The 21,726-nt window shown below is 63.1% G+C and carries 21 protein-coding genes, 1 pseudogene and 1 other annotated feature; of the genes and pseudogenes, 4 read left to right on the top strand and 18 right to left on the bottom strand.

Annotation, left to right across the window (positions count from 1 at the left end; genetic code table 11):
• Position 1: 1 nt before the first annotated feature.
• Positions 2-541, bottom strand: coding sequence for a biotin transporter BioY (locus B5G06_RS09980; protein ID WP_087188928.1), 540 nt, complete (start codon positions 539-541; stop codon positions 2-4).
• Positions 542-721: 180 nt separating this feature from the next.
• Here B5G06_RS09980 and B5G06_RS09975 point away from each other — a divergent pair, with 180 nt between their 5' ends.
• Positions 722-1,705, top strand: coding sequence for a biotin--[acetyl-CoA-carboxylase] ligase (locus tag B5G06_RS09975; RefSeq protein WP_087188947.1), 984 nt, complete (start codon positions 722-724; stop codon positions 1,703-1,705).
• A 44-nt stretch (positions 1,706-1,749) separates the two neighbouring features.
• Here the strand turns inward: B5G06_RS09975 and B5G06_RS09970 are convergent, their stop codons facing one another.
• From B5G06_RS09970 to B5G06_RS09955, 4 genes are all read right to left on the bottom strand, one after another.
• Entirely contained in the window at positions 1,750-2,532 is a 783-nt protein-coding gene (locus B5G06_RS09970; protein WP_255396450.1) for an HAD-IIB family hydrolase, read from the bottom strand.
• A gap of 65 nt (positions 2,533-2,597) precedes the next feature.
• Positions 2,598-3,512: an RluA family pseudouridine synthase gene (locus B5G06_RS09965; RefSeq protein WP_087188926.1), complete on the bottom strand. Its 915-nt coding sequence runs from the start codon at positions 3,510-3,512 to the stop codon at positions 2,598-2,600.
• Positions 3,509-3,964: a signal peptidase II gene (lspA, locus tag B5G06_RS09960; RefSeq protein ID WP_087188925.1), complete on the bottom strand. Its 456-nt coding sequence runs from the start codon at positions 3,962-3,964 to the stop codon at positions 3,509-3,511. The genes B5G06_RS09965 and lspA overlap by 4 nt, the downstream gene beginning before the upstream one ends.
• Before the next feature lie 60 nt (positions 3,965-4,024).
• Positions 4,025-4,204: a hypothetical protein gene (locus B5G06_RS09955; protein WP_087188924.1), complete on the bottom strand. Its 180-nt coding sequence runs from the start codon at positions 4,202-4,204 to the stop codon at positions 4,025-4,027.
• A gap of 128 nt (positions 4,205-4,332) precedes the next feature.
• On the opposite strand from B5G06_RS09955, the gene B5G06_RS09950 reads away from it, so the two are divergent.
• On the top strand, positions 4,333-4,521 hold the full coding sequence (locus B5G06_RS09950) for a hypothetical protein (RefSeq protein ID WP_087188923.1): 189 nt from the start codon (positions 4,333-4,335) through the stop codon (positions 4,519-4,521).
• A 273-nt stretch (positions 4,522-4,794) separates the two neighbouring features.
• Here the strand turns inward: B5G06_RS09950 and ileS are convergent, their stop codons facing one another.
• The 13 genes and pseudogenes from ileS to miaB all read right to left on the bottom strand — a co-directional run bounded on the left by ileS (position 4,795) and on the right by miaB (position 19,748).
• Positions 4,795-7,590: an isoleucine--tRNA ligase gene (gene ileS, locus B5G06_RS09945; protein WP_087188922.1), complete on the bottom strand. Its 2,796-nt coding sequence runs from the start codon at positions 7,588-7,590 to the stop codon at positions 4,795-4,797.
• A 73-nt stretch (positions 7,591-7,663) separates the two neighbouring features.
• Positions 7,664-7,882: a binding site (T-box leader), on the bottom strand.
• Between the two features lie 80 nt (positions 7,883-7,962).
• The gene (locus tag B5G06_RS09940; RefSeq protein ID WP_158094691.1) at positions 7,963-8,322 is read right to left on the bottom strand and encodes a VOC family protein; all 360 of its coding nucleotides are present in this window, start codon (positions 8,320-8,322) and stop codon (positions 7,963-7,965) included.
• 71 nt (positions 8,323-8,393) lie between these two features.
• Positions 8,394-9,125 carry a DivIVA domain-containing protein gene (locus B5G06_RS09935; RefSeq protein ID WP_087188920.1) on the bottom strand — a complete coding sequence of 244 codons (732 nt, stop codon included), beginning with the start codon at positions 9,123-9,125 and terminating at the stop codon, positions 8,394-8,396.
• A 178-nt stretch (positions 9,126-9,303) separates the two neighbouring features.
• Positions 9,304-9,393: pseudogene (locus tag B5G06_RS14400) on the bottom strand (cell division protein SepF); the annotation flags it as partial.
• A 148-nt stretch (positions 9,394-9,541) separates the two neighbouring features.
• Positions 9,542-10,051, bottom strand: coding sequence for a cell division protein SepF (locus B5G06_RS09925; protein ID WP_087188919.1), 510 nt, complete (start codon positions 10,049-10,051; stop codon positions 9,542-9,544).
• Between the two features lie 23 nt (positions 10,052-10,074).
• Positions 10,075-10,782 carry a YggS family pyridoxal phosphate-dependent enzyme gene (locus tag B5G06_RS09920; protein ID WP_087188918.1) on the bottom strand — a complete coding sequence of 236 codons (708 nt, stop codon included), beginning with the start codon at positions 10,780-10,782 and terminating at the stop codon, positions 10,075-10,077.
• Positions 10,783-10,860: 78 nt separating this feature from the next.
• Positions 10,861-12,147, bottom strand: a complete 1,287-nt coding sequence (locus B5G06_RS09915; protein ID WP_087188917.1) for an HlyD family efflux transporter periplasmic adaptor subunit — start codon at positions 12,145-12,147, stop codon at positions 10,861-10,863.
• A 14-nt stretch (positions 12,148-12,161) separates the two neighbouring features.
• Complete coding sequence (gene hfq, locus B5G06_RS09910; RefSeq protein ID WP_087188916.1) at positions 12,162-12,398, bottom strand: RNA chaperone Hfq; 237 nt, start codon at positions 12,396-12,398, stop codon at positions 12,162-12,164.
• A gap of 98 nt (positions 12,399-12,496) precedes the next feature.
• A complete protein-coding gene (gene mutL, locus B5G06_RS09905) occupies positions 12,497-14,515 on the bottom strand; it encodes a DNA mismatch repair endonuclease MutL (protein ID WP_087188915.1) in 2,019 nt (672 codons plus the stop codon).
• A 68-nt stretch (positions 14,516-14,583) separates the two neighbouring features.
• Entirely contained in the window at positions 14,584-15,285 is a 702-nt protein-coding gene (locus B5G06_RS09900; protein WP_087188914.1) for a CPBP family intramembrane glutamic endopeptidase, read from the bottom strand.
• A 29-nt stretch (positions 15,286-15,314) separates the two neighbouring features.
• On the bottom strand, positions 15,315-17,912 hold the full coding sequence (gene mutS / locus B5G06_RS09895; RefSeq protein WP_087188913.1) for a DNA mismatch repair protein MutS: 2,598 nt from the start codon (positions 17,910-17,912) through the stop codon (positions 15,315-15,317).
• A gap of 86 nt (positions 17,913-17,998) precedes the next feature.
• Entirely contained in the window at positions 17,999-18,280 is a 282-nt protein-coding gene (locus B5G06_RS09890; protein ID WP_087188912.1) for a GIY-YIG nuclease family protein, read from the bottom strand.
• Between the two features lie 61 nt (positions 18,281-18,341).
• Positions 18,342-19,748 carry a tRNA (N6-isopentenyl adenosine(37)-C2)-methylthiotransferase MiaB gene (gene miaB, locus B5G06_RS09885; RefSeq protein ID WP_087188911.1) on the bottom strand — a complete coding sequence of 469 codons (1,407 nt, stop codon included), beginning with the start codon at positions 19,746-19,748 and terminating at the stop codon, positions 18,342-18,344.
• A gap of 143 nt (positions 19,749-19,891) precedes the next feature.
• Between miaB and B5G06_RS09880 the strand changes: the two genes are divergently transcribed.
• Both B5G06_RS09880 and dtd read left to right on the top strand, forming a co-directional pair.
• Positions 19,892-20,959, top strand: a complete 1,068-nt coding sequence (locus tag B5G06_RS09880; RefSeq protein ID WP_087188910.1) for an alanine racemase — start codon at positions 19,892-19,894, stop codon at positions 20,957-20,959.
• Positions 20,960-20,979: 20 nt separating this feature from the next.
• Entirely contained in the window at positions 20,980-21,423 is a 444-nt protein-coding gene (dtd, locus tag B5G06_RS09875; RefSeq protein WP_087188909.1) for a D-aminoacyl-tRNA deacylase, read from the top strand.
• The last annotated feature ends 303 nt before the right edge of the window (positions 21,424-21,726 follow it).

The following is a 21,726-nucleotide window of genomic DNA, read 5'->3' as shown; positions in this document are numbered from 1 at the left end:
GTCACGCCATGGCCTTTGCCATCACAGGGGCCAGCCGGCGGCTGAGGACCAGGGCCAGAGCCAGCTTGAGGGCATCGGGGATGAGGAAGGGGATGACGCAGCTCCACAGAGCGGATACCACCCCAATGGGGCCGCTGGTGGCGGCGTACATCAGCACGAACCAGGCGGTGCCGAAGGCGTAGCACACCGCCAGCCCCACAACGGCGGACAGCACAAAGACCACCGGGCCCTTGCCAAAGAGGGTCTGAGCCCCCCACATCACCAGGGGGATGAGGAGAAAGCCGATGAGATAGCCGCCGGTGACCCCGGCAAACCGGCCGATGCCGCCGGAAAAGCCGGAGAACACCGGCAGGCCCACCGCTCCCAGCAGCAGATAGACCAGCACGGACAGAGAGCCCAGCTTGCCCCCCAGGATGCCTACCGCCAGGAAGATGGCAAAGGTCTGCAAGGTAAAGGGCACCACCGTGGGGATGGTGATCCAGGCGCACAGGGTAATGAGGGCCGCCATTACGGCGACGTGGACCAGAGACTTGACTTTCATGGTGGTACCTCCTGGGTATATTGTAAACTCTAATTAGATTATAGTTTACAATAGAGAGAATGTCAACCATAAAATCAAATTGGTTGACAAAGAGAGCTAAGGCAGGCTACAATATACCATAGAAAAAATGTGGGGGCGACCTTTAGGGTCGCCCGCCGGAAACGGAAAGGACGGATGACCATGCTGCGGGATGAGGTACTGGCCCTGCTGAAGGCCCAGGGGGGTACGCCCCTGTCGGGGGAGGCCATGAGTCAGAAGCTGGTGGTGAGCCGTGCGGCGGTGTGGAAGGCCATGGAGGGCCTGCGGCAGGAGGGCTATGTGATCTCCTCCGCTCCCCGCCGGGGCTATGCCCTGGAGGACTCCCCCGATCTCCTCTCCCCCGGCGAGCTGATGGACCCGGGCCGGAAGATCGGCTCCAACCTGGTGTGCCTGGACACGGTGGACTCCACCAACAACGAGGTGAAGCGCCGGACGGTGGATCAGGTGCCTGAGGGGCTGGTGGTGGTGTCCGCCCAGCAGACCGGCGGCCGGGGCCGCCGGGGCCGCAGCTTTGTGTCCCCGCCGGGGGGGCTCTACCTGTCCGCCCTGTTGCGGCCAAACTGTCCCCTGGAGCAGGTCAGCGCTCTCACCGCCTGGTCGGCGGTGGCGGTGTGCGACGCGGTGGAGCAGGTGTGCGGCATTCGTCCCGGCATCAAGTGGCCAAACGACGTGATTCTGGATGGGCGCAAGCTGTGCGGCATCCTCACCGAGCTGGAGCTGGAGGGAGAGACCGCCGCCCTGCGCTATGTGGTGGCGGGCATCGGGGTGAACCTGACCCAGACAGAAGAAGATTTTGGCCCCGAGGTGGCCCCGGTGGCCATCTCTTTGGCCCAGGCGCTGGGAAAGGCGCCCCGGCGGGCCGAGATGGCCGCCGCCCTGCTGGACGCTTTGGACAAGCTGGACCGGGACTTTCCCGGGCAATGGGACAGCTGGCTGGAGCGGTACCGGGCGGACTGCATCACCGTGGGCCGTCAGATCAAGGTGCTGCGGGGACAGGAGGAGCGCATTGGCACGGCGGTGGGGGTGGACGACACCTTCGCCCTGGTGGTGCGCTGGGCCGACGGCAGCGAGGAGGCTCTCTCCTCCGGCGAGGTCTCCGTCCGGGGCCTGCTGGGCTATGTGTAAACAAAAAGGACCGCACTCGATCGAGTGCGGTCCTTTTTTGCATTTTAATAAATGGAGTCCAGAATCTCCACGATCTGGGCCACACAGCCCTCCTCGCAGGAACACAGGATGCGGGCCCCCCAGTCCCTGACCTCCTGAGCGCAGTTGGAGGGGGCGAAGGGGATGGCCGAGATGGCCAGCATGGGGATGTCGTTCTGGTTGTCCCCCACGCAGTAGATCTTCTTGGGATCGATGCCCAGATAACGGGCCAGATAGGCTACCATGCCCCCCTTGTTGCTCCCCTTCCGGGTGAGCTCCAGCAGCACGGCGTTGGAGAAGATGACCTCGTAGTGCTCCGCCCACCGATCCAGCATATACCGCTGGGTCTCCAGCAGGATCTCGTTGCGTTGCTGCAAAATGACCTTGCTCCAGGGCAAAGGCATCTGGGCAATGGGCACCTCCGACGCGGTGGCTCCCGCCCGGGTCAGATGCCGGTGGGTGACCTCGTTGGGCTGATAGACGTAGATATCGTCGTGGTTGTAGGCCTCAAAGCCGATCTCCGGGATGTCCCGGGCCACCTGCTGCAGGTCCTCCCGCACCCGCTGGGGCAGGAAGGTCTCGTATACCATCCGGTCCTCATGGAAATCGTACAGAGCCGAGCCGTTGGACAGCACCACCGGCGCGTTAATGGGGGCGCAGCGGGCGTGGGGCGCAAAGGTGGGGTGAGCCCGTCCGGTGGCCACCGTAAAGATGCCCCCCTCCCGGGTAAAGTACTCCAGGGCGGTCAGGTTGGCGGGCGCCACCTGCATATTCTCGCCATAGAGGGTATCGTCAAAATCGCTGACCAGCAGAACACCGTCAAACTTTCCGATGGCAGCCGCCTCCCTTCTGAATTAAACTGGTATTATAAAGTTTATACCATAGCGCGCAGTTTTGTCAACACCGCCTCAAACCAGTGGGGCAGCGGGCACTCCAGGGTGACCCGTTCCCCGGTGCGGGGGTGGATGAAGGACAGCCGCCGGGCGTGGAGGCACTGCCCCGCCAGCCCCGGCCAGGGCTTTTTGGACCCGTATACCACGTCCCCCAGCAGGGGGTGGCCGATCCAGGCCATGTGGACCCGGATCTGGTGGGTGCGCCCGGTCTCCAGGCGGCACTGGATGTGGGTATAGCCGTTTAAATGCTCCAGCACCGACCAGTGGGTCACCGCCCGCCGGCCCTGGAGCTTGTTCACCGCCATTTTCTTCCGGTCGGTGGGGTGGCGGAAGATGGGGGCGTCCACGGTGCCCGACTCGTCCTTTAAATTGCCCACGCACACCGCCTCATATTCCCGGTACAGGGAGTGGTCCTGAAGCTGCTCCGCCAGAGACAGGTGGGCAAAATCGTTCTTGGCGGCAATGATGAGCCCCGAGGTGTCCCGGTCGATGCGGTGGACAATGCCGGGGCGCAGCTCTCCGTTGATTCCGGAGAGTGAATTACCGCAGTGATATAACAGTGCGTTGACCAAAGTGCCGTCGGGGTGACCGGCGGCGGGGTGGACCACCAGGCCCACAGGCTTGTTGACGGCGATGACGTCGTCGTCCTCGTAGATCACGTCCAGGGGGATGTTCTGGGGCACCACATCAATGGGGGCGGGGTCGGGCAGGGCCAGCACCAATTCATCCCCCAGGCTGGTCTTGTAGTTTTTCTTTACCGGCAGGCTGTTCAGGGTAACGGCCCCATCCTCCAGCAGCCGCTGGGCTGCCGAGCGGGTCAGCTCGGGCAGCATCCGGGCCAGAAACTGGTCGGCCCGCTCCCCCGCCCGGTCGGCGGTCAGATGCAGGGGGGTCATGCCTTGTCCTCCTCTTTGCAGAACAGCAGGAAGTAGACGCAGAAGGCAATGCCGCCGCACACGATGCAGATATCCGCCACGTTGAAGATGGGGAAGTTCATAAACAGGGTCTGGAACATATCGGTGACATAGCCCAGGAAGAGCCGGTCAATGAGGTTGCCCACCGCCCCGGCCAGCACCAGGGCCAGGGAGACCATGCCGAAGGGGTGGTTGAAGGTCTTTCTGACCATCAGCACGATGATGAGGATGGAGGCAGCCGCCGAGATCAGGGTGAGAATCCAGGTGTGTTCCTCAAAGATAGAAAAGGCCGCGCCGGTGTTCTGGTAGCAAGTCAGCTGGAGGATGTGGGGCAGAAAGGGGACCCCCTCCCCCAGGGGGATGTAGGCCCGGACCAGGAATTTCACCAGCTGGTCCAGCACCACCAGAGCGGCGGCCAAAATGGCGTAGAGCATAGTTTTTAGGCTCCTTTGACAGATCGTTCCTCTCATTGTAACACGGACGGCCCGGAGGGGTCAATCCTCGGCGGGGACGGGGATCGCCCCGTGTTCCTTTTCGTACTGTTCCAGATAGGACTCCACGGCAATGCACAGCTGCATATTGATGGAGCGCCGCTCCTTGGCGGCCAGAACGCGGATCTTCTGCATGACCTCATGCTCCAGCCGCAGAGAATAGGGGGCTTCCTGAACGCCCATACTCATTCCCTCCTCGTTGTATCTATTTGTATCTTTATAATATCAATAAGAGTGATATTTCACAAAGATTTATATAGAGTTGACTAGAGTGATTAAGAATGATATTATGAGCGAAAGGGGGCATTTCTATGGAGGACAAAAAGAAAGCACGCACCATTTCCATCCAGGTCACCCCGGAGACAAAGGAAAAGGCGGCCTGGCTGGCCCGGCAGTCCTGCCGGAGCCTGTCCGCCTATGTCCGCCAGCTCCTTCGGGTGCAGATTCGGGACTATGAGGCGGAAAACGGGCCCATCCATCGGGACGGCGGGCGACCATAAAGGTCGCCCCTACGGGAAACACCGGACCCACCCGGTCTGTTGTAGGGGCGGCCTTTATGGCCGCCCGCAAAAAAGGGCCTGTTGCAAAATGTGCAGCTCGTACAAAGACCCGTCATTCCGAGAAAAACGGCCGCCCACCGGGCGGCCGTTTTTCGTGGGAATCCGTCCCTTTTGCCGGGGAAACGGATTGCCACGCCAGTGTGCGCACTGGCTCGCAATGACAGGTTTGTGCAAAACAGCTATTTTGCAACAGGCCCTTTTTCACAATATGGCTTACTCGCCCACAACAGCGGCGCAGCGGGGGCACAGCTCGGCGTGATGGCCGTTGGTGCCGATGGCGTCGTTGTGGTTCCAGCAGCGGGGGCACTTGGGGGCCTCGGACAGCTTGACGGCGATGGTGCAGGGGATGAGGCACTCCTCGTTCTTCTCCCCCTCCATGCTGTCGGTGGTGACGGTGACCTTGGACACGATGCACAGGGAGGCCAGGTCCACGTCCTTCAGGAAGTCGGCGTCCTCCTCGGACACGGAGACAGTCACCTCGGTGTCCTGGGCCTTCTTGAACACACCGGCGTTGCGGGCGTTCTCCAGAGCCTTGTTGACGGCGTCACGGAGGGCCACCAGCTTGGCCCAGCGGTCCTTGGCGGCCTCGTCCAGGGCGAAGGCGGCGTTGTCGGCGGGCATATCGTTGAGCAGCACGCTCTCGGCGTCCACGCCGGAGGCGTGCTTCATGGCGTGCCAGATCTCGTCGGAGGTGAAGGCCAGGATGGGGGCCACCAGGCGGGTCATGCCGTCAAGAATATAGTAGAGGGCGGTCTGGGCGGAGCGGCGCTCGGCCTCGCTGCCGCAGTACAGCCGGTCCTTGATGATGTCCAGATAGAAGTTGGACATATCCACCACGCAGAAGTTGTAGATGGCACGGTACACGCCGTGGAACTCGTAGCGGTCGTAGGCGGCCCGGACGTTCTTCACCAGCTCGTTGAGGCAGTGGAGGGCGTAGCGGTCCAGATCCATCAGCCCCTCCACCGGCACCAGGTTGGCGTCGGGATCGAAGTCGCACAGGTTGCCCAGCATATAGCGGGCGGTGTTGCGGATCTTCAGGTAGGCCTGGGAGAGCTGCTTCATGATCTCCTTGGAGATACGCATATCCTGGGTGTAGTCGGCGGAGGCCACCCACAGACGGAGCATATCGGCGCCGTACTCCTTGATGACCTCATCGGGGGACACGGCGTTGCCCAGGGACTTGTGCATGGCCTTGCCCTCGCCGTCCACGGTCCAGCCGTGGGTGGCGATCTGGTGGTAGGGGGCCACGCCGTTGACGGCAATGGAGGTGAGCATGGAGGACTGGAACCAGCCGCGGTACTGGTCGCCGCCCTCCAGGTACAGGTCGGCGGGATACTTCAGATAGGGACGCTCGGCTGCCACAGCGGCCCAGGTGGAGCCGGAGTCGAACCACACGTCCATGATGTCGGTCTCCTTGGAGAAGTGGGTCTTGCCGCACTTGGGGCACACGAAGCCCTCGGGCAGCAGGTCGCGGGGCTCACGGTCGAACCACACGTTGGAGCCGTGCTCCCGGAAGAGAGCGGCCACATGGGCGATGGTCTCGGGGGTGACGATGTCAGCGCCGCAGTCGTCGCAGTAGAAAATGGGAATGGGCACGCCCCACACCCGCTGACGGCTGATGCACCAGTCGTTGCGCTCGGAGATCATGGAGATCATGCGCTCCTTGCCCCAGCCGGGGTGCCACTGGATGTCGTCGCAGGCCTTGACGGCGGTGTCCTTGATGGCGTCCACGGAGCAGAACCACTGCTCGGTGGCGCGGTAGATGATGGGGTTCTTGCAGCGCCAGCAGTGGGGGTAGGAGTGGGTGATCTGCTCCTTGGCCACCAGGAAGCCTTCCTTCTCCAGGTCCTCCACCACCAGGTCGTTGCCCTTGGCGTAGAACTGGCCGTTGTAGCGCTCGTCGGTCATGACGCCCTTGGCGTTGACGGGCACGGGCACGCCGATGTGGGTCAGGCCGGCCTTGTCGTACTGCTGGCAGATCTGGAAGTCCTCGGCGCCGAAGCCGGGGGCGGTGTGGACGCAGCCGGAACCGGCGTCCAGGGTGACGTGCTCGCCGTTGAGGATGACGGACTCACGGTCAAACAGGGGGTGAGTGGCGGTCATCAGCTCAAACTCAGAGCCCTTCAGCTCGGCCAGCACCTTGCAGGCCTCATAGTCGATGTGGGCGGCCTTGCACACGCTCTCGGCCAGGTCCTTGGCCAGGATATACACGTCGCCGGAGGGCACCTGGAGCAGCACGTAGTCGAAGTCGGCGTTCAGGCAGATGGCAAAGTTGCCGGGGATGGTCCAGGGGGTGGTGGTCCAGATCACGAAGTAGGTCTTGCTGAGGTCGGCGTACCGGCCAAGCTTGCCCTTGTCGTCCCGGACGGGGAATTTCACGAAGATGGTGGTACAGGGGTCGTCGGCGTACTCGATCTCGGCCTCGGCCAGAGCGGTCTGGTCGGCGGGGCACCAGTACACCGGCTTCATGCCCTTGTAGATGAGGCCCTTCTCGGCCATCTTGCCGAAGACCTCGATCTGCCTGGCCTCAAACTCGGGCAGCAGGGTGATATAGGGGTTGTCCCACTCGCCCAGCACGCCCAGGCGCTTAAACTGCTCGGTCATCTTGGCAATGTAGCTCTCGGCGTACTCCCGGCACTTGGTGCGGAACTGGGCGGTGGTCATCTCGTCCCGCTTGACCTTCTTGTCCTTGAGGACGGCGGACTCGATGGGCAGGCCGTGGGTGTCCCAGCCGGGCACATAGGGGGCGTAATGGCCGGTCATGTTCTTGTGCTTGACGATGATGTCCTTCAGGATCTTATTCAGGGCGGTGCCGATGTGGATGTTGCCGTTGGCGTAGGGCGGGCCGTCGTGGAGGACGAAGCTGGGCTTGCCCTCGTTGCGCTTGACCATCTTGTTATAGAGGTCGTGGTCGTACATCTCCTGGAGCATATCGGGCTCGCGCTTGGGCAGGCCTGCCCGCATGGGGAAGTCGGTCTGGGGCAGGTGGACAGTCTGGTTGTAGTCCATGGGTGTTTCTCCTTTTTATATTGAAAATAAATAAAAAACGGGGTTGGAGGCAAACAAAAAGCGCCTTCGTCTCTCAAGAGACAAAGGCGCACACCTCTGCGGTACCACTCTCGTTGTCCCGGACGGGCCGGGACCGCTCGACAGCCTGTAACGGGGCCAGCCGGGGCCGCTTACTCCGTTCGGCGGCCATGCTCAGAGGTGATTTTCCCGGCCCGTCCTGTCCGCCTTGCACCAAAACGGCGGCTCTCTGCGCAGGGTTGGGGGCGGTACTCGTCCTCGTCACAGCATTTTACAGATGAAAATCACTGGGAGACGCCCTTTTTCGGCGTCTCCCAGTATCTTACCTGTTTGCAAGGCTTCTGTCAAGGGGTTTTACCCCTTTTGCATCAGCTGAACGGTAAGTCCGTCCGGACCGGTGAGGAAACAGAAGCGGACCCCCGGATGGGGCTCACGGATGGGGCTGGGGTTCAGCCCGGCGGCCTCCGCACGGGCCCGCTCCCCGTCCAGGTCGGCCACGGCGAAGCCCAGGGACAGACCGGCATAGCGGACGTCAGAGTGGCCGGCGCCCTGGATCAGCTCCACAGCGGTCTCCCCCTCCCCGCCGGAGAGGAAGGCAAAGTGGGCGTCGCCCATGGAGAACCGGCGGAGGACCTTCAGCCCGGTCCAATTCTCCAGAAAGGAGACGGAAGCCTCCAGATCGGTGACGTAAAGGGTGGTGTGCAGATAGTGCATGGTTATACCTCCAGATAAAAAGGAGGCGCCGCGGAAAACCGCGGCGCCTTCCGTCATGGTTTGTCAGCGGTTCAGCGGATCTCGTAGTCCTTGCCGAACTGCAGGTTGTCAAAGTCGATGCGGCGGGTGGGCTCCTCCACCACGTCGTCCTCGTCCTCCTCCGCAGGGGCGGCGGCGGGAGCCTTCCGGCCGCTGAGCTCCATCAGCTCGTCGTACAGGCTGCTCTCCTTGGCGCCCTCGGGGGCGGACAGGTCGGTGGTGTCCTCCTCCTGCTCCTTCTGGATGATCCGCTCCACGTTCTCCTCAATGTCCCGGGCGGTGTCCCCCACCGGGTCAATGGACACAGGGGCGGCGGCGGTCAGCTTGGACAGGCCGCTGAGGAAATCCATCTCGTGCTGATGGAGCTCCTTCAGCTTGCCCACATAGGCGGCGGTGGACTGCTGGGCGGCGGCCAGACGCATCTGCTCGTCCCGAATGGCCTGCTGCAGCTCGGCCATACGGGCCTTGGCATCGGCCTCGGCGTTCTGCATCAGCTGGTTGCGCTTGCTCTCGGCCTCGGCTACCAGGTCGTCCGCCATCTTCTGAGCGGTCATCAGGGCCTTGCGCATGGCGTCCTCGGTGGAGCGGTACTCCTCCACCTTTTCCACCAGCACCTTCATCTTGGCCTTCAGGGTGGCGTTTTCCTTGTAGAGGGTGGTGTAATCCGCCGTCAGGATATCCAGAAATTCGTCCACCATCGACATATTATATCCGTTAAACGCCTTGGTAAAGGCGTGTTCCGAAACTTCCTGCGGCGTAAGCATAGGTTGATTCCCCCTGATTTTTTGTGTCTTAGCCCCACCCGATGCTGCGCATCGTGCGGGAACCCCGATTTTATATCTGCACGGGCGAACTGAATTCGCCCGGCATCAAGGTTTTGCTGCGCAAAACGCTTGAACGGCGTAACCGCCGCCCCACCTGCGGCGGGGCCCGGCGGCTATGTTAGAAATACAGCCCGTTATTTTCTAACTCATCAATGAGATCACCCAGAATGTCCACGTTGTAGGGCGTGATGATGTAGGTGGAGATGGCCGCCCCACCCGATGCTGCGCATTGTGCGGGAACCCCGATTTTATATCTGCACGGGCGAACTGAATTCGCCCGGCATCAAGGTTTTGCTGCGCAAAACGCTTGAACGGCGTAACCGCCGTCCCGCCTGCGGCGGGGCCCGGCGGCTATGTTAGAAATACAGCCCGTTGTTCTCCAGCTCGTCGATGAGATCACCCAGAATATCCACATTGTAGGGCGTGATGATGTAGGTGGAGATAGCCACCTTCTTGATCTTGCCCTCGTTGGCGTAGGCCACGCCGGACAGGAAGTCCAGCAGGCGGCGGGCGATATCCTTGTTGGTGGACTCCAGGTTGAGGACCACGGTGCGCTTCTCCCGCAGGTGGTCGGCAATCTCGCTGGCGTTCTCAAAGCGCTCGGGCTTTACCAGCACCACCTGCAGCTGGGTGGTGGTGTGGATGTTGACCACCTTGTTGCTGCGGCGCTCGTTATCCAGAGAATAGAGGCTGCCGGTGGACTCCTGAGCGGCCTGGCTCTTGGCGCTCTTGCGCTCCAGCCGGTCGCCGCCGGTGCGGTCCATCCGCTCACTGCGGGAGACAGGCTCGAAGTCGTCCTCGTAGTCGTCCTCGGGCTCGTCCTCGTAGGGGCGGGCCAGCCGCCGCAGTTCATCAAACAATCCCATATTCGGTTACCTCCTGAATCATATCAAGCTTTATGCATGGGAGGGCGGGGGCCGAACAGGGCGGTGCCTACGCGCACCAGGGTGGCGCCCTCGCGGACGGCGTCCTCGTAATCGCCGCTCATTCCCATAGAAAGACAGTCGATTGTGATTCCATTATCCGACATCTTGTCTCTTATGTCAACAAAAAGCTGACGCATTTTCGCAAAAAAGGGCCGGTTTCCGTCGGGTCCCTCGGCCACCGGTGGAATGGCCATCAGTCCCCGCAGATTCACATGGGGACAGGCGGCCGCCTTCTGGGCCAGAGCGGGCAGCTCGTCGGGAGAAATGCCGCTTTTGGACTCCTCCCCGCCGATGTTGATCTCCAGCAGAATGTCCTGGATCAGGTCCAGCTTGGCGGCCTGGGCCTCGATGGCGTCCAGCAGATGCTCCGAGCCTACCGACTCGATGAGATCCACCCGGCCCACCACCTGCTTGACCTTGTTGGTCTGCAGATGGCCGATGAAATGGAGGGCGGCCCCGGCATAGGCGTCGTCGTCCAGGTGGGCGGTCATCTCCTGCACCCGGTTCTCTCCGCAGATGGTGATACCGGCGGCAATGGCCTGCCGGATGGTATCCGAGGTTTGGACCTTGGTGGCGGCCACCAGGGTGATCTCGGACGGGTCACGGCCCACTTCCCGGGCCGCGGCGGCGATGTTGGCCTTGACCTGCGCTACTTTCTCTTCCAGGGACATAATAGGCACCTCCAAAAAATACACACATAAATAAGGCAAAACCGCCTGCGCGTCTGGTGCGCAGAGGGATCGTCCAAACTAATCGATGACCTTGCCGTCATAGAGCTCGCCGGAGGAGATGATGATCTGGTCTCCCGCCCGCAGGGCCTTTTTGGCTGCCGTGGTGGTGGAGGTATCGGCAGCGGTGACCAGGATGTAGTTGTCCTCCTCGGCCAGGATGGATACCGGCTTGAACTCGGCACACTGGCCCACCAGGGCATACACGCCGGTGACCGATACCTGGGACTCCTCGCCGGTCTCGCTGTCGGTGACGGTCTGCTGCTCCACCCGCAGGGCCTCCTTGGGCAGGCGGATGCCGGAGGTGGTCTCAAAGACCAGCTCCACCGTCTGCCGCCGCAGCAGGGTGGTGTCGGACAGGAACTTGTCGGTGGACAGTACCACCACCACCTGCCCGTCCACCGGGCCCCCCAGCCGCTCCACCTTCATGTCCACCTCGCCGGACCAGTCCCGGGAAAAGCGGACGGTGATGCTGCGGCCCTCCACCAGCCGCTCGGCGTCCGCCTCCGGCAGGGTGCAGGCAAAGTACCAGGTGGAATTGGTGATGAGCTTGCCAATGGCGGAGGTATCCTCCGCCGGCTTCTGGTTGGACAGGTCCTTCAGCTGGGCCGGGGTAAGGGTCTCCATCATAGCGGGGGTGATAAGGCTCTCGTATCCGTCCACCAGACCGGAGAAAATGCCCGACTGGGCGGCGGTGACCCGGCTGGTGCTCTGGGAGGCCTGGGCGGTCAAAGACTGGATCTGGGCCTTCACGTCGTCCAACGAGGCCTGGAGAGCGGCGGTGGAGTCCTCCCCCTCCGCATCAAAGGTATAGCTGCGCTTATAAATCAGGCTCTTCAGCTCCATGGTCTGGCTCTCCAGACCGGTGAGGTCGCCGGAGGCGGAAGCCCCCCGGAGATTGGCAATGGCGTCGGCCACCCGGTCGCTGAGCTGGGCGGAGTCGCCGCTGCCGCCGGTCTGGGCCAGGGCATATTCCAGCTGCTCCTGCTCCAGCAGCAGCTGCTGGAGGGTTTCCCGCTGGGTGAGTCCGGCGTCGCTCTGGTAGAGCAGGGCCACGGTCTCACCCCGGCTTACCTTCTCCCCCTCCTCGGGGAGGACCTCCACCGTGCCGCCCTGGCCGGTGAGGACACTCTCCTCCCGGACCAGAAAGCCGGTGGCCTCCACGCTGTCGCTGACGGTGTAGGTATAGGCCAGCACCGTGGGATAGAGCTCCCGCAGGCTGCTGAAGGCGGAGACTCCGATGGAAATGAGTACCCCCGCCAGTACGAGCAGCATCACGATGCGGGAATTCAAAGAACCTTGCTTCATAGGCGCTCCTTTGATCAGTCGCCGCGCTCCTCCCGCTCCAGAGAGATGGCCCGTTCGGGCACGATGGTGGAGATGGCGTGCTTGTAGATCACCTGCTGCTTGTCCCCCGTCATAAGTACCACCACAAAGGCGTCATAGCCCACGATCTGGCCTTTCAGCTGATAGCCGTTCATCAAAAAGGTGGTGACGTTGGCCCGGGTCCGCCGGGCGCGGAGCAGGAACAGGTCTTGCAGGTTGGGTGTCTTTTGCATTTGGATGCACTCCTTTTTCTCTGAGATGCATCCAATATATACCAATTACTGGAAAGGTTTTGTCGAATGCTGGGGAAGGGACCACATTTCCCGGGGAGTTATACCCGTCCGAACCGCTTTTCGATCTGGCTGCGGGTCAGCTCAATGGCCACCGGGCGGCCATGGGGACAATATTTCACTTCCCCCGCCATGACAGCTTTAGCTACCTTGAGCAGCTCGGCCTCCCCGTTTTTCTGGCCCCCCTTGATGGCCGCCTTGCAGGCCATGGTGTGGAGGAGGGCGTCCCGGGCGCTGTCCGGGTCGGCGGTGCCGCAGGTGATGAGCCTGCCCGCCAGCTCCAGCAGCACGTCGGGAATGGCGGCGGCGTCCACATCGTCGGGGGCGGTGCGGACGATGATAGCTCCGCCGCCGAAGTCCTCCGCCTCAAAGCCGAAGCGCTCCAGCAGGGGCAGCTGGGCCAGCAGGGCGGCCCCCTCCTCCGCCGGAGGGGTGAATACCACCGGGGTGAGCAGGGTCTGGACCATGGGGGTGTACCCCGCCGCCTTCAGCCGGTCGAAGTTCATCCGCTCATGGGCGGCGTGCTTGTCGATAAGGAGCACCTTGTCCCCCTGCTCCACGATGATGTAGGTGTTGAGCACCTCCCCGGCCATCCGCCAGGGTGTTTCTTCTGGCTCGGGCTGGATGGGAGTCTGGGGTTCCACAGGGGGGATGGTGGGAACGGGTTCCTTTTCGACCACCGTAGGGGCGACCCTTGCGGTCGCCCGCGGGACTTCGGGGGCCACATCCACAGGCGGGGTGGTTTTGGACGGACCAATGTGGGCATTGGCTCCTACGGATTGAACGGTAGGGGTGGGGACCGGTTTGGACTCAGGCCGTACAGGCTGGATGGTTGGAACAGGCCGTTCCGGAGCCACAGGGGCCACCCCCGCGGCCGCCCGCACAGGTTGAGCGGTTTGGGCAGGCCGGGCGGCAATATCGTGGAGAGGCAGAGACGGGGCGGGTTTGTCCGCCGTCTTGCGGAATTGCTCCGCCGTCATGGTGCGGAAGGTGGTCTGGTGAGGGGTCACCGTGTCCTGAGCTGCCTTGGGAGCCAGCCGGGGGCTGTCCGCCAGGGCGGAGGGCCGGGACCGGTCGGCCTCCAGGGTGGACTTTACGGCGTAATACACCGCGTCAAATACCTTTTTCTCGCTGCCGAACTTGACCTCCTGCTTGGTAGGGTGGACGTTCACGTCCACAGCGTTGAGCCTGGTGGTCAGGTGGAGCACGCAGCCGGGGAACTTGCCCACCATCTTCTGGTTGGCATAGGCCTCCTCCAGGGCGGCCATCATGGTGCGGCTCTTTACATACCGGCCGTTGACGAAGAAGTGCTGATAGCCCCGGGTGCCCCGGCAGCAGGTGGGCAGAGACACAAAGCCGGTGACCGTCATATCCTCCCCGGAGCCCTTCACCGGGGTGAAGCCCAGGGCCAGATCCCGGCCCAGCACGGCGTACAACGCCGATTTCAGCTGGCCGTCGCCGGGGGTGAGCAGGTCCTGCTTGCCGTCCCGGAGGAACTTGATGCTCACCTCCGGGTGGGACAGGGCCAGCCGCTGGATCATGGCGAAGCAGGCGGCGCTCTCGGCGGAGTCCTTCTTCATGAACTTGAGCCGGGCGGGGGTGTTGTAGAACAGATCCTTCACCACCATGGTGGTGCCCTGGGGACAGCCCGCCTCCTCCTGACTTACCACCACCCCCGCCTCCAGAGAGAGGGCGGTGCCCAGGGGGGCGTCGGCGGTGCGGGTGAGCAGTTCCATCCGGGACACGGCGGAGATGGCGGCCAGAGCTTCGCCCCGGAAGCCCAGGGTGCCGATGGCCTCCAGGTCATACTCGGTACGCAGCTTGCTGGTGGCGTGACGCAGGAAGGCGGTGGGGGCCTCATCGGCGGCAATGCCGCAGCCATTGTCGGTGACCCGGATCAGGGTCATGCCCCCGTGCTGGATCTCCACCGTCAGCTTGTCCGCTCCGGCGTCGATGGCGTTTTCCATCAGCTCCTTCACCACGGAGGCGGGCCGCTCCACCACCTCGCCGGCGGCGATCAGGTCGGCTACATGGGAGTCAAGTTGTTGGATATGAGGCATAGAAATACCTGCTTTCTAAACGGAGGAATGGATGAATGCAGGGGCGGCGCACCCGGCACTCCGCGGGATCAGTGCAGCGCCCCCAGCAACGTAAACCCGTTGAGGGTCATATGCAGGGCGACGGCGCTCCAGATGGAGCCGCCCCGGTCATAGCACCAGGCCAGCGCCAGGGCCATGGGGGCATACTGGATCATCAGCAGCAGGTACCGCAGGTCCAGGGTCCCAAAGGCATACACAAACTGGACGGCGCAGTAGAAGGAGTAGAGGATCACCGACAGCACATAGCCCAGGGGCCGGCTGTAATTGCGGACCGAGCCGAAGAGCAGACCACGGAACAGGGGCTCCTCCACCAGGGGCATGAGTACCACCAGGATAAAGACGGTGGCGGTGGGGGCGAAGTAGTATTGCTCGGGGTAGCTCATCAGGTTGGGGTTCTGCACCGGCAGGGGGATGAGGTCCACCAGGAAGGAGAGCACCTCGGCCCCCACCAGGCCGGTGACAAAGGCGAACAGGTTCTCCGGCAGCCAGTCCAGCAGCAGCCGGAAGCCGGTTCTCAGGAAGGACCAGAACACCAGAAAGGTGAGAGAAGCAATGATGAGGTAGTACACCACGTTGGCCTCGGCCACCGGAAACTCCCCCTGATAGGAGCGCTGGACCCAGCCCATGAGCCAGGGGAAGAGAAACACATACAGGGCGAAAAAGACCCAGCCCCGGTAACATTCGGCCCGGGTGATCTGGGGCCGCCAGGGGCGGCGCCGTCCGGTGAGCATGGTGTGTTCCTCCTTTTTTGTGGTTGGTTTTATACCAGCTGCTTCAATTCAAAGAGCAGGTTCATGGCCTCGATGGGGGTGAGGGTGTTGAGATCCACGGCCTGGAGCCGCCGGACCACCTCTCCGCCCCCCATGTCCAGCAGGGACATCTGGCCGGTGGCCGGAGCCGCCGGGGCCTGGGGAGTCTGGACCCCACCTGCCTCCAGCTCCTTCAGGATGTGGCGGGCCCGGGTGATGACCTTGTCGGGCACCCCGGCCAGCTTGGCCACTTCAATGCCGTAGCTCTGGTCGGCCCCGCCGGGGACGATCTTCCGCAGGAAGAGAATGTCGTCCCCCTTCTTCTTGGCGGCGATGTTGTAGTTCTTTACCCCGGGGATGACCCCCTCCAGGGCGGTGATCTCATGGTAGTGGGTGGCAAAGAGGGTCTTGGCCCCCAGCTTTTTCTTGTCGGCGCAGTACTCCAGCACCGCACGGGCGATGGACATACCGTCGTAGGTAGAGGTGCCCCGGCCGATCTCGTCCAGGATGAGCAGGCTTTTGCTGGTGGCGTTTTTTAAGAGTTCCGCCACCTCAGTCATCTCCACCATGAAGGTGGACTGACCGGCGGACAGGTCGTCGCTGGCTCCGATGCGGGTGAACACCCGGTCCACGATGCCGATGCGGGCCGAGTGGGCGGGGACAAAGGAGCCCATCTGAGCCATCAGGACGATGAGGGCCACCTGCCGCATATAGGTGGACTTACCTGCCATGTTGGGGCCGGTGATGATGGCCACCGTGTTGTCTTTTCCGTCCATCCGGGTGTCGTTGGGGACAAAGAGAGCGTTTTTCAGCATTTTTTCCACCACGGGATGGCGGCCCTCGGAGATGTCGATGGTGTCGGACAGGTCCACCTCCGGGCGGCAGTAGCCGTTCTCGGCGGCCACGGCGGCAAAGGAGGCCAGCACGTCCACCTGGGCCACGGCGGCGGCGGAGCGCTGGATGTCCCCCACCCGGGCGGCGGCCTGCTGCCGCAGGTCGCAGAACAGCTGATACTCCAGGGCGGTGACCCGGTCCTGGGCGGACAGGATCTCGTGCTCCAGGTCCTTCAGCTCCTGGGTGATGAACCGCTCGCAGTTGACCAGGGTCTGCTTGCGGATGTAATCCTCGGGCACCTGATCGTAGTAGGACTTGGATACCTCGATGTAGTAACCGAATACCTTGTTGAAGCCCACCTTCAGGCTCTTGATGCCGGTCTTTTCCTTCTCCCGGGCCTCCACGGCGGCCACCAGGTCCTTGCCGTTGGTGAGGATGTCCCGCAGCCGGTCCACCTCGGCGTTATAGCCCGCCCGGATAAAGCCGCCCTCCCGGACGGAGAAGGGGGGCTCGTCCACAATGGCGGAGCAGATCAGCTCCCGCAGGTCAGGCAGGTCGTCCAGGGCGGCGGACAGGGAGGTGAGCAGGGCCCCGGAGTAGGGGGAGAGCAGCTCCCGCAGACGGGGCAGCCTGCCCAGGCCGGCGGCCAGGGCGGCCAGGTCCCGCCCCCCCGCGGTGCCGTACACGATGCGGCCGATGAGCCGCTCCAGATCGGTGACCTCCCGCAGGGTGTTTTTCAGCTCGTCCCGGCCGATGGGGTCGCCCACCAGCTCCTCCACCGCCCCCAGCCGGCGGCTGATGGCGCCGGGAGAGAGCAGGGGCCGCTCCATCCAGGTGCGGATGAGCCGGTGGCCCATGGCGGTGCGGGTCTTGTCCAACACCCACAAGAGGCTGCCCTTCTTCTCCTTGGAGCGGAGAGTCTCGGTGAGCTCCAGATTGCGCCGGGCGGTGAGGTCCAGCTCCATGAACTGACCGGAGGTATACCAGCTCAGGCTGGTGATGTGGGAGAGGTCGGTCTTCTGGGTCTCGTACAGGTAACTCAAAAGGCCCCCCACCGCCTGGAGGGCGTGGCCGTCCCCCTGGGGCAGCTGGTCCAGGCCGCTGGTGAACTGCTCCTCCACCAGAGTACGGGCGGCGTCGGGGCGGAAGCGGGCCTCCCCGCCGTTTTCGCACCGGCAGTCCAGTTTGTTGGTGAGAAAGTCCAGCAGGGCGGCGTCGCTGTAGGCCCCATCGGACAGCATGGCCTCCCGGGGGGCAAAGCGGCCCAGCTCGTTGCACAGGTGCTCAGCGGCGTCGGGGCCGGTGAAGGAGGTAACGGAGATCTCGCCGGTGGAGATGTCGCAGAAGCACAGCCCCGCCCCGGCGGAGTCCTCGTAGATGGCGCAGATGAAGTTGTTGCGGCCCTCCTCCAGCATGGAGGAGGCGATGACGGTGCCGGGGGTGACGATGCGGATGATATCCCGGTCCACCAGCCCGCGGGCTTGGGCGGGGTCCTCCATCTGCTCACAGATGGCCACCTTGTAGCCCTTGGCGATGAGCCGGGCGATGTAGGCGTCGGCACTGTGGTAGGGCACGCCGCACATGGGGGTGCGCTGATCCTCCGGCTTGCCCCGGTCCCGGGTGGTGAGGGTGAGATCCAGCTCCTTGGAGGCAAGCTTGGCGTCCTCCTGGAACATCTCATAGAAGTCGCCCAGCCGGAAGAAGAGGATGCAGTCCGGGTGAAGCTCTTTCATTTTCAGATATTGGCGCATCATGGGGGTCAGCTCGGACGGCATGGCGGGCGCTCCTTTTCTAAATGATAATTGAAATGGAAAGGGACGGATTGCCGCGCCAGTGTGCGCACTGGCTCGCAATGACGGCCCTATAGTGTGGGGTACAGATCAGTCCATCCGGGATTCCGGCGGTTGACCAGGGCGTTTTTTCGTTTCCTGGACCAGGATTTGATCTGCTTTTCTCGGGCAATGGCTGATTGGATGGATGGGGTGGCCTCAAAATAGACCAATTTTGTAATATCATAACGGGCGGTATAGCTGGCGGGATCGGCATGGGCGCGGTGCTGGGCGACCCGGCGGACCAGGTCCCGGGTTACCCCGGTGTAAATGGCTACATTGGTGGCGTTTGCCAGGATATAGACGTAATACATGGCTCCGTTCTCCTGCCTGTCATTGCGAGCCAGTGCGCGCACTGGCGTGGCAATCCGTATTTTACTCCGCCTTCTCCCCCATCAAAGACCACTTATTGGCCCCGGTGATCTTCACGTCCACAAACTGGCCGATGAGGGACTCGTCCCCGGTGAGGCGCACCAGCCGGTTGCCGGGGGTGCGGGCGGTGAGGCCCTTGTCGTCGGTGCCGTCCACCAGGCAGCGCACCGTCTTGCCGATGTAGGCCGCGTGCTTTTCCTCGGAAATCTGGTCCTGCCGCTCCACCAGCCGCTGGAACCAGGCCGCCTTCTCCTCCTTGGAGACGGGGTCCTCCATTTTGGCGGCGGGGGTGCCCACCCGGGGGGAATAAATAAAGGTGAAGAGGGCGTCAAACCGCACCTCGTCCAGCAGGGTCATGGTCTGCTCGAATTCCTCCGCCGTTTCCCCGGGGAAGCCCACGATCACGTCGGAGGTGATGACCACGTCGGGGATGGCCTCTCTCAGCCGGCGCACCTTGTCCAGGTAGCCCGAGCGGTCATACACCCGGTTCATGGCCTTCAGCACCCGGTCGCTGCCCGCCTGGAAGGGCAGGTGGAAGCAGGGGGCGATCTTGGGGGAGGACGCCATGGTGTCAAAGAGCTTCTGGGAGGCGTCCTTGGGGTGGCTGGTCATAAAGCGCAGCAGGAAGTCCCCGGGAATCTCGGAGGCCGCCTTCAAAAGGTCCGCGAAGTCCATGGGGGCGTCCAGATCCTTGCCGTAGGAGTTGACGTTCTGGCCCAGCAGGGTGATGTCCTTGTATCCCTCGGCCACCAGGCCCCGGATCTCCTCCAGAATAATCTCCGGCTGGCGGGAGCGCTCCCGGCCCCGGACGTAGGGCACGATGCAGTAGGTGCAGAAGTTGTTGCAGCCGTACATGATGGACACCCAGGCCTTCACCTTGTCCTGGCGCACCACCGGGATGCCCTCGGCGATGGAGCCGGGCTCGTCGGTGATGTCGAAAATGCGGCCCCGGCGGGTCACCAGCCGGTACAAGAGCTCCGGGAACCGCCACAGAGCGTGGGGCCCGAACACCAGGTCCACCTGCCGGTAGCTCTCCTTGATCTTCTGGGCACGGTGGGGCTCCTGGGCCATGCAGCCGCACACGCAGATAAGCTGGTTGGGCTTGGCCCGCTTGGTGTGGACCAGCGCGCCCACGTTGCCCAGCACCCGCATTTCGGCGTGTTCCCGGATGGCGCAGGTATTGATGAGGATGAGATCGGCCTCGGCCTCGCTGTTTGTAAAGTCGTAGCCCATCTCCTGCAGGTAGCCCCGCAGCCGCTCGGAGTCGGCCTCGTTCTGCTGGCAGCCGTAGGTGTCCACGAAGGCCAGCGGGGCGGTGGGACGGGCGGCGTTGCGCTCATGGAGTTTCTGGCAGAAGTCCCGCTGACGCTCCACGTCGGCGGGGGAAATTTTGGTGGTCTGTCGGTTCAAAACGGTTCCTCCCGAAAAGTCTGTATCAATACTCAATCATAGCACTTTTTGCACTCAAACACAAGGCCTGTCCCCTTTTCATTGACTGGATTCGGCGGGGAGTATATAATGGAAAGGACTATCCACGGAAAGGCGGCGGAGCCATGAAAACCCTGGTCATCGAGCGGGATGCACTGAAGAATAATATCTCCGTGGTCAAGGAGCGGGCGGGGGGCGCCGTGATCTACGGCGTGGTCACCGGAGACGGCCAGGGAGCCGGTCTGGTGGAGCTGGCAAAGGCCATCCGGGCCGAGGGCATCGGCCGCTTCGCCGTGTCCGAGGTGGCGGAGGCCGCCGCCCTGCGGAAGGCGGGCTTTGTGGAGGAGGAGATCCTCATGCTCCGCTGTACCACCGACCGGGAGGAGCTGGAGCAGCTGCTGGATCTCAACGTGATCTGCACCGTGGGCTCCCATGACAGCGGCATGGCCCTCAACGGGGTGGCAGAGGCCCGGTCCACCATTGCCGAGGCCCACATCCAGATTGACACCGGCATGGGCTTCGGGGGCTTTCTTTCCAGCGAGCCGGAGAAGATCCTGTCCACCTTCCGGGACCTGTCCAGCATCGCCGTGTCCGGGGTGTGCACCCAGCTGTACACCAAGAGCCGCAAGGGCAAGGCACTGGCGGCCCAGGTGGAGGAGTTCACCAAAACGGTGGAGGCCATCCACGCCGCCGGATTTGAGACGGGCACCGTCCACGCCGCCGGGTCCTATGTGCTGATGCACCACCCCGCCGCCCGGCTGGGCGGCGTCCGGGCGGGTACCGTCCTTATGGGCCGGTGCCGCCGGGCCAGAGGAGACGGCCTGCGCCGGGTGGGCTACGGCGAGGTCAAGGTGGAGGAGACTCGCTGGGTGCCCAAGGGCCACATCGTGGGAGGCAACACCCCCGCGCCCCTGAAGAAGAACACCCGGGTGGCGGTGCTCCCCGTGGGGTACCAGAACGGCTTCGGCATGGGCCGCCCCTGGGCGGGAGGCCTGCTGGACGCCATCCGCCGCTGGCTCACCCAGCGGCAGATTACCGTCCGGGTCAACGGCCAGAAGGCCAGGGTCATTGGCGGCATCGGCGCCATCGAGACCATTGTGGACGTGACCGACCTGAAATGTACCGCCGGAGACAAGGCGGTGTTCGATATCGACCCCATTTTTGCCAAGGGGTTTGTCCGTGAATACCGGTAAATGAGAAAGGAATTTAAACTATGCGTGCAGTTGTGACCCGCGTAAAGAACGCCTCCGTCACCATCGACGGCAAGGTGAACGGCGAGATCGGCCAGGGCTTCCTGGTGCTGCTGGGGGTGGCCCCCGGCGATACCGAGGCCCAGGCCGTCAAGATGGCCGACAAGGTGTGCGGCCTGCGTATTTTTGAGGACGAGAACGAGAAGATGAACCTGAACCTGGAGGCGGTGGGGGGCTCCCTGCTGGTGGTGAGCCAGTTCACCCTCTACGCCGACACCAAGTCCCGCCGCCCCGGCTTCTCCGGGGCCGCCAAGCCGGACATCGCCATCCCTCTGTACGAGAAGTTCATGGCCGAGTGCGCCGGACGGGGTTTTGAGGTCCAGCACGGCGAATTCGGCGCTGATATGCAGGTTTATTCTCAGAATGACGGTCCTGTGACCATTCTGCTGGACACCGACCAGATGTAACGCCGAATTCGCCCCCGCGCTTTGCGCGTCCGAGCGTTTTGCCACAGGCAAAACCTCGATGCCGGGCGGATTCACTCCGCCCGAGCAGATCAAAAGATGCGGGGGCCCCGCAGGGCCGTGGCCCTGTGGGGGATTTGGCGCTGATATGCAGGTTTATTCTCAGAATGACGGTCCCGTGACCATCCTGCTGGACACTGACCAGATGTAAGGCCGAATTCGCCCCCGCGCTTTGCGCGTCCGAGCGTTTTGCCACAGGCAAAACCTCGATGCCGGGCGGATTCACTCCGCCCGAGCAGATCAAAA

The sequence above is a fragment of the Flavonifractor sp. An52 genome, assembly GCF_002159385.1.
GTDB classification, from domain to species: domain Bacteria; phylum Bacillota; class Clostridia; order Oscillospirales; family Oscillospiraceae; genus Flavonifractor; species Flavonifractor avicola.
Note: the sequence above shows the minus strand (reverse complement) of the source record. Positions and strands in the feature narration are given on the sequence as shown.

Excerpts from the sequence above, each read along its gene's own strand:
- B5G06_RS09980 (WP_087188928.1), bottom strand. The coding sequence starts at position 541 with ATGAAAGTCAAGTCTCTGGTCCACGTCGCCGTAATGGCGGCCCTCATT.
- B5G06_RS09975 (WP_087188947.1), top strand. The coding sequence starts at position 722 with ATGCTGCGGGATGAGGTACTGGCCCTGCTGAAGGCCCAGGGGGGTACG.
- B5G06_RS09965 (WP_087188926.1), bottom strand. The coding sequence starts at position 3,512 with ATGACCCCCCTGCATCTGACCGCCGACCGGGCGGGGGAGCGGGCCGAC.
- lspA (WP_087188925.1), bottom strand. The coding sequence starts at position 3,964 with ATGCTCTACGCCATTTTGGCCGCCGCTCTGGTGGTGCTGGACCAGCTG.
- B5G06_RS09955 (WP_087188924.1), bottom strand. The coding sequence starts at position 4,204 with ATGGGCGTTCAGGAAGCCCCCTATTCTCTGCGGCTGGAGCATGAGGTC.
- B5G06_RS09950 (WP_087188923.1), top strand. The coding sequence starts at position 4,333 with ATGGAGGACAAAAAGAAAGCACGCACCATTTCCATCCAGGTCACCCCG.
- ileS (WP_087188922.1), bottom strand. The coding sequence starts at position 7,590 with ATGGACTACAACCAGACTGTCCACCTGCCCCAGACCGACTTCCCCATG.
- B5G06_RS09940 (WP_158094691.1), bottom strand. The coding sequence starts at position 8,322 with ATGCACTATCTGCACACCACCCTTTACGTCACCGATCTGGAGGCTTCC.
- B5G06_RS09935 (WP_087188920.1), bottom strand. The coding sequence starts at position 9,125 with ATGCTTACGCCGCAGGAAGTTTCGGAACACGCCTTTACCAAGGCGTTT.
- B5G06_RS09925 (WP_087188919.1), bottom strand. The coding sequence starts at position 10,051 with ATGGGATTGTTTGATGAACTGCGGCGGCTGGCCCGCCCCTACGAGGAC.
- B5G06_RS09920 (WP_087188918.1), bottom strand. The coding sequence starts at position 10,782 with ATGTCCCTGGAAGAGAAAGTAGCGCAGGTCAAGGCCAACATCGCCGCC.
- B5G06_RS09915 (WP_087188917.1), bottom strand. The coding sequence starts at position 12,147 with ATGAAGCAAGGTTCTTTGAATTCCCGCATCGTGATGCTGCTCGTACTG.
- hfq (WP_087188916.1), bottom strand. The coding sequence starts at position 12,398 with ATGCAAAAGACACCCAACCTGCAAGACCTGTTCCTGCTCCGCGCCCGG.
- mutL (WP_087188915.1), bottom strand. The coding sequence starts at position 14,515 with ATGCCTCATATCCAACAACTTGACTCCCATGTAGCCGACCTGATCGCC.
- B5G06_RS09900 (WP_087188914.1), bottom strand. The coding sequence starts at position 15,285 with ATGCTCACCGGACGGCGCCGCCCCTGGCGGCCCCAGATCACCCGGGCC.
- mutS (WP_087188913.1), bottom strand. The coding sequence starts at position 17,912 with ATGCCGTCCGAGCTGACCCCCATGATGCGCCAATATCTGAAAATGAAA.
- B5G06_RS09890 (WP_087188912.1), bottom strand. The coding sequence starts at position 18,280 with ATGTATTACGTCTATATCCTGGCAAACGCCACCAATGTAGCCATTTAC.
- B5G06_RS09880 (WP_087188910.1), top strand. The coding sequence starts at position 19,892 with ATGAAAACCCTGGTCATCGAGCGGGATGCACTGAAGAATAATATCTCC.
- dtd (WP_087188909.1), top strand. The coding sequence starts at position 20,980 with ATGCGTGCAGTTGTGACCCGCGTAAAGAACGCCTCCGTCACCATCGAC.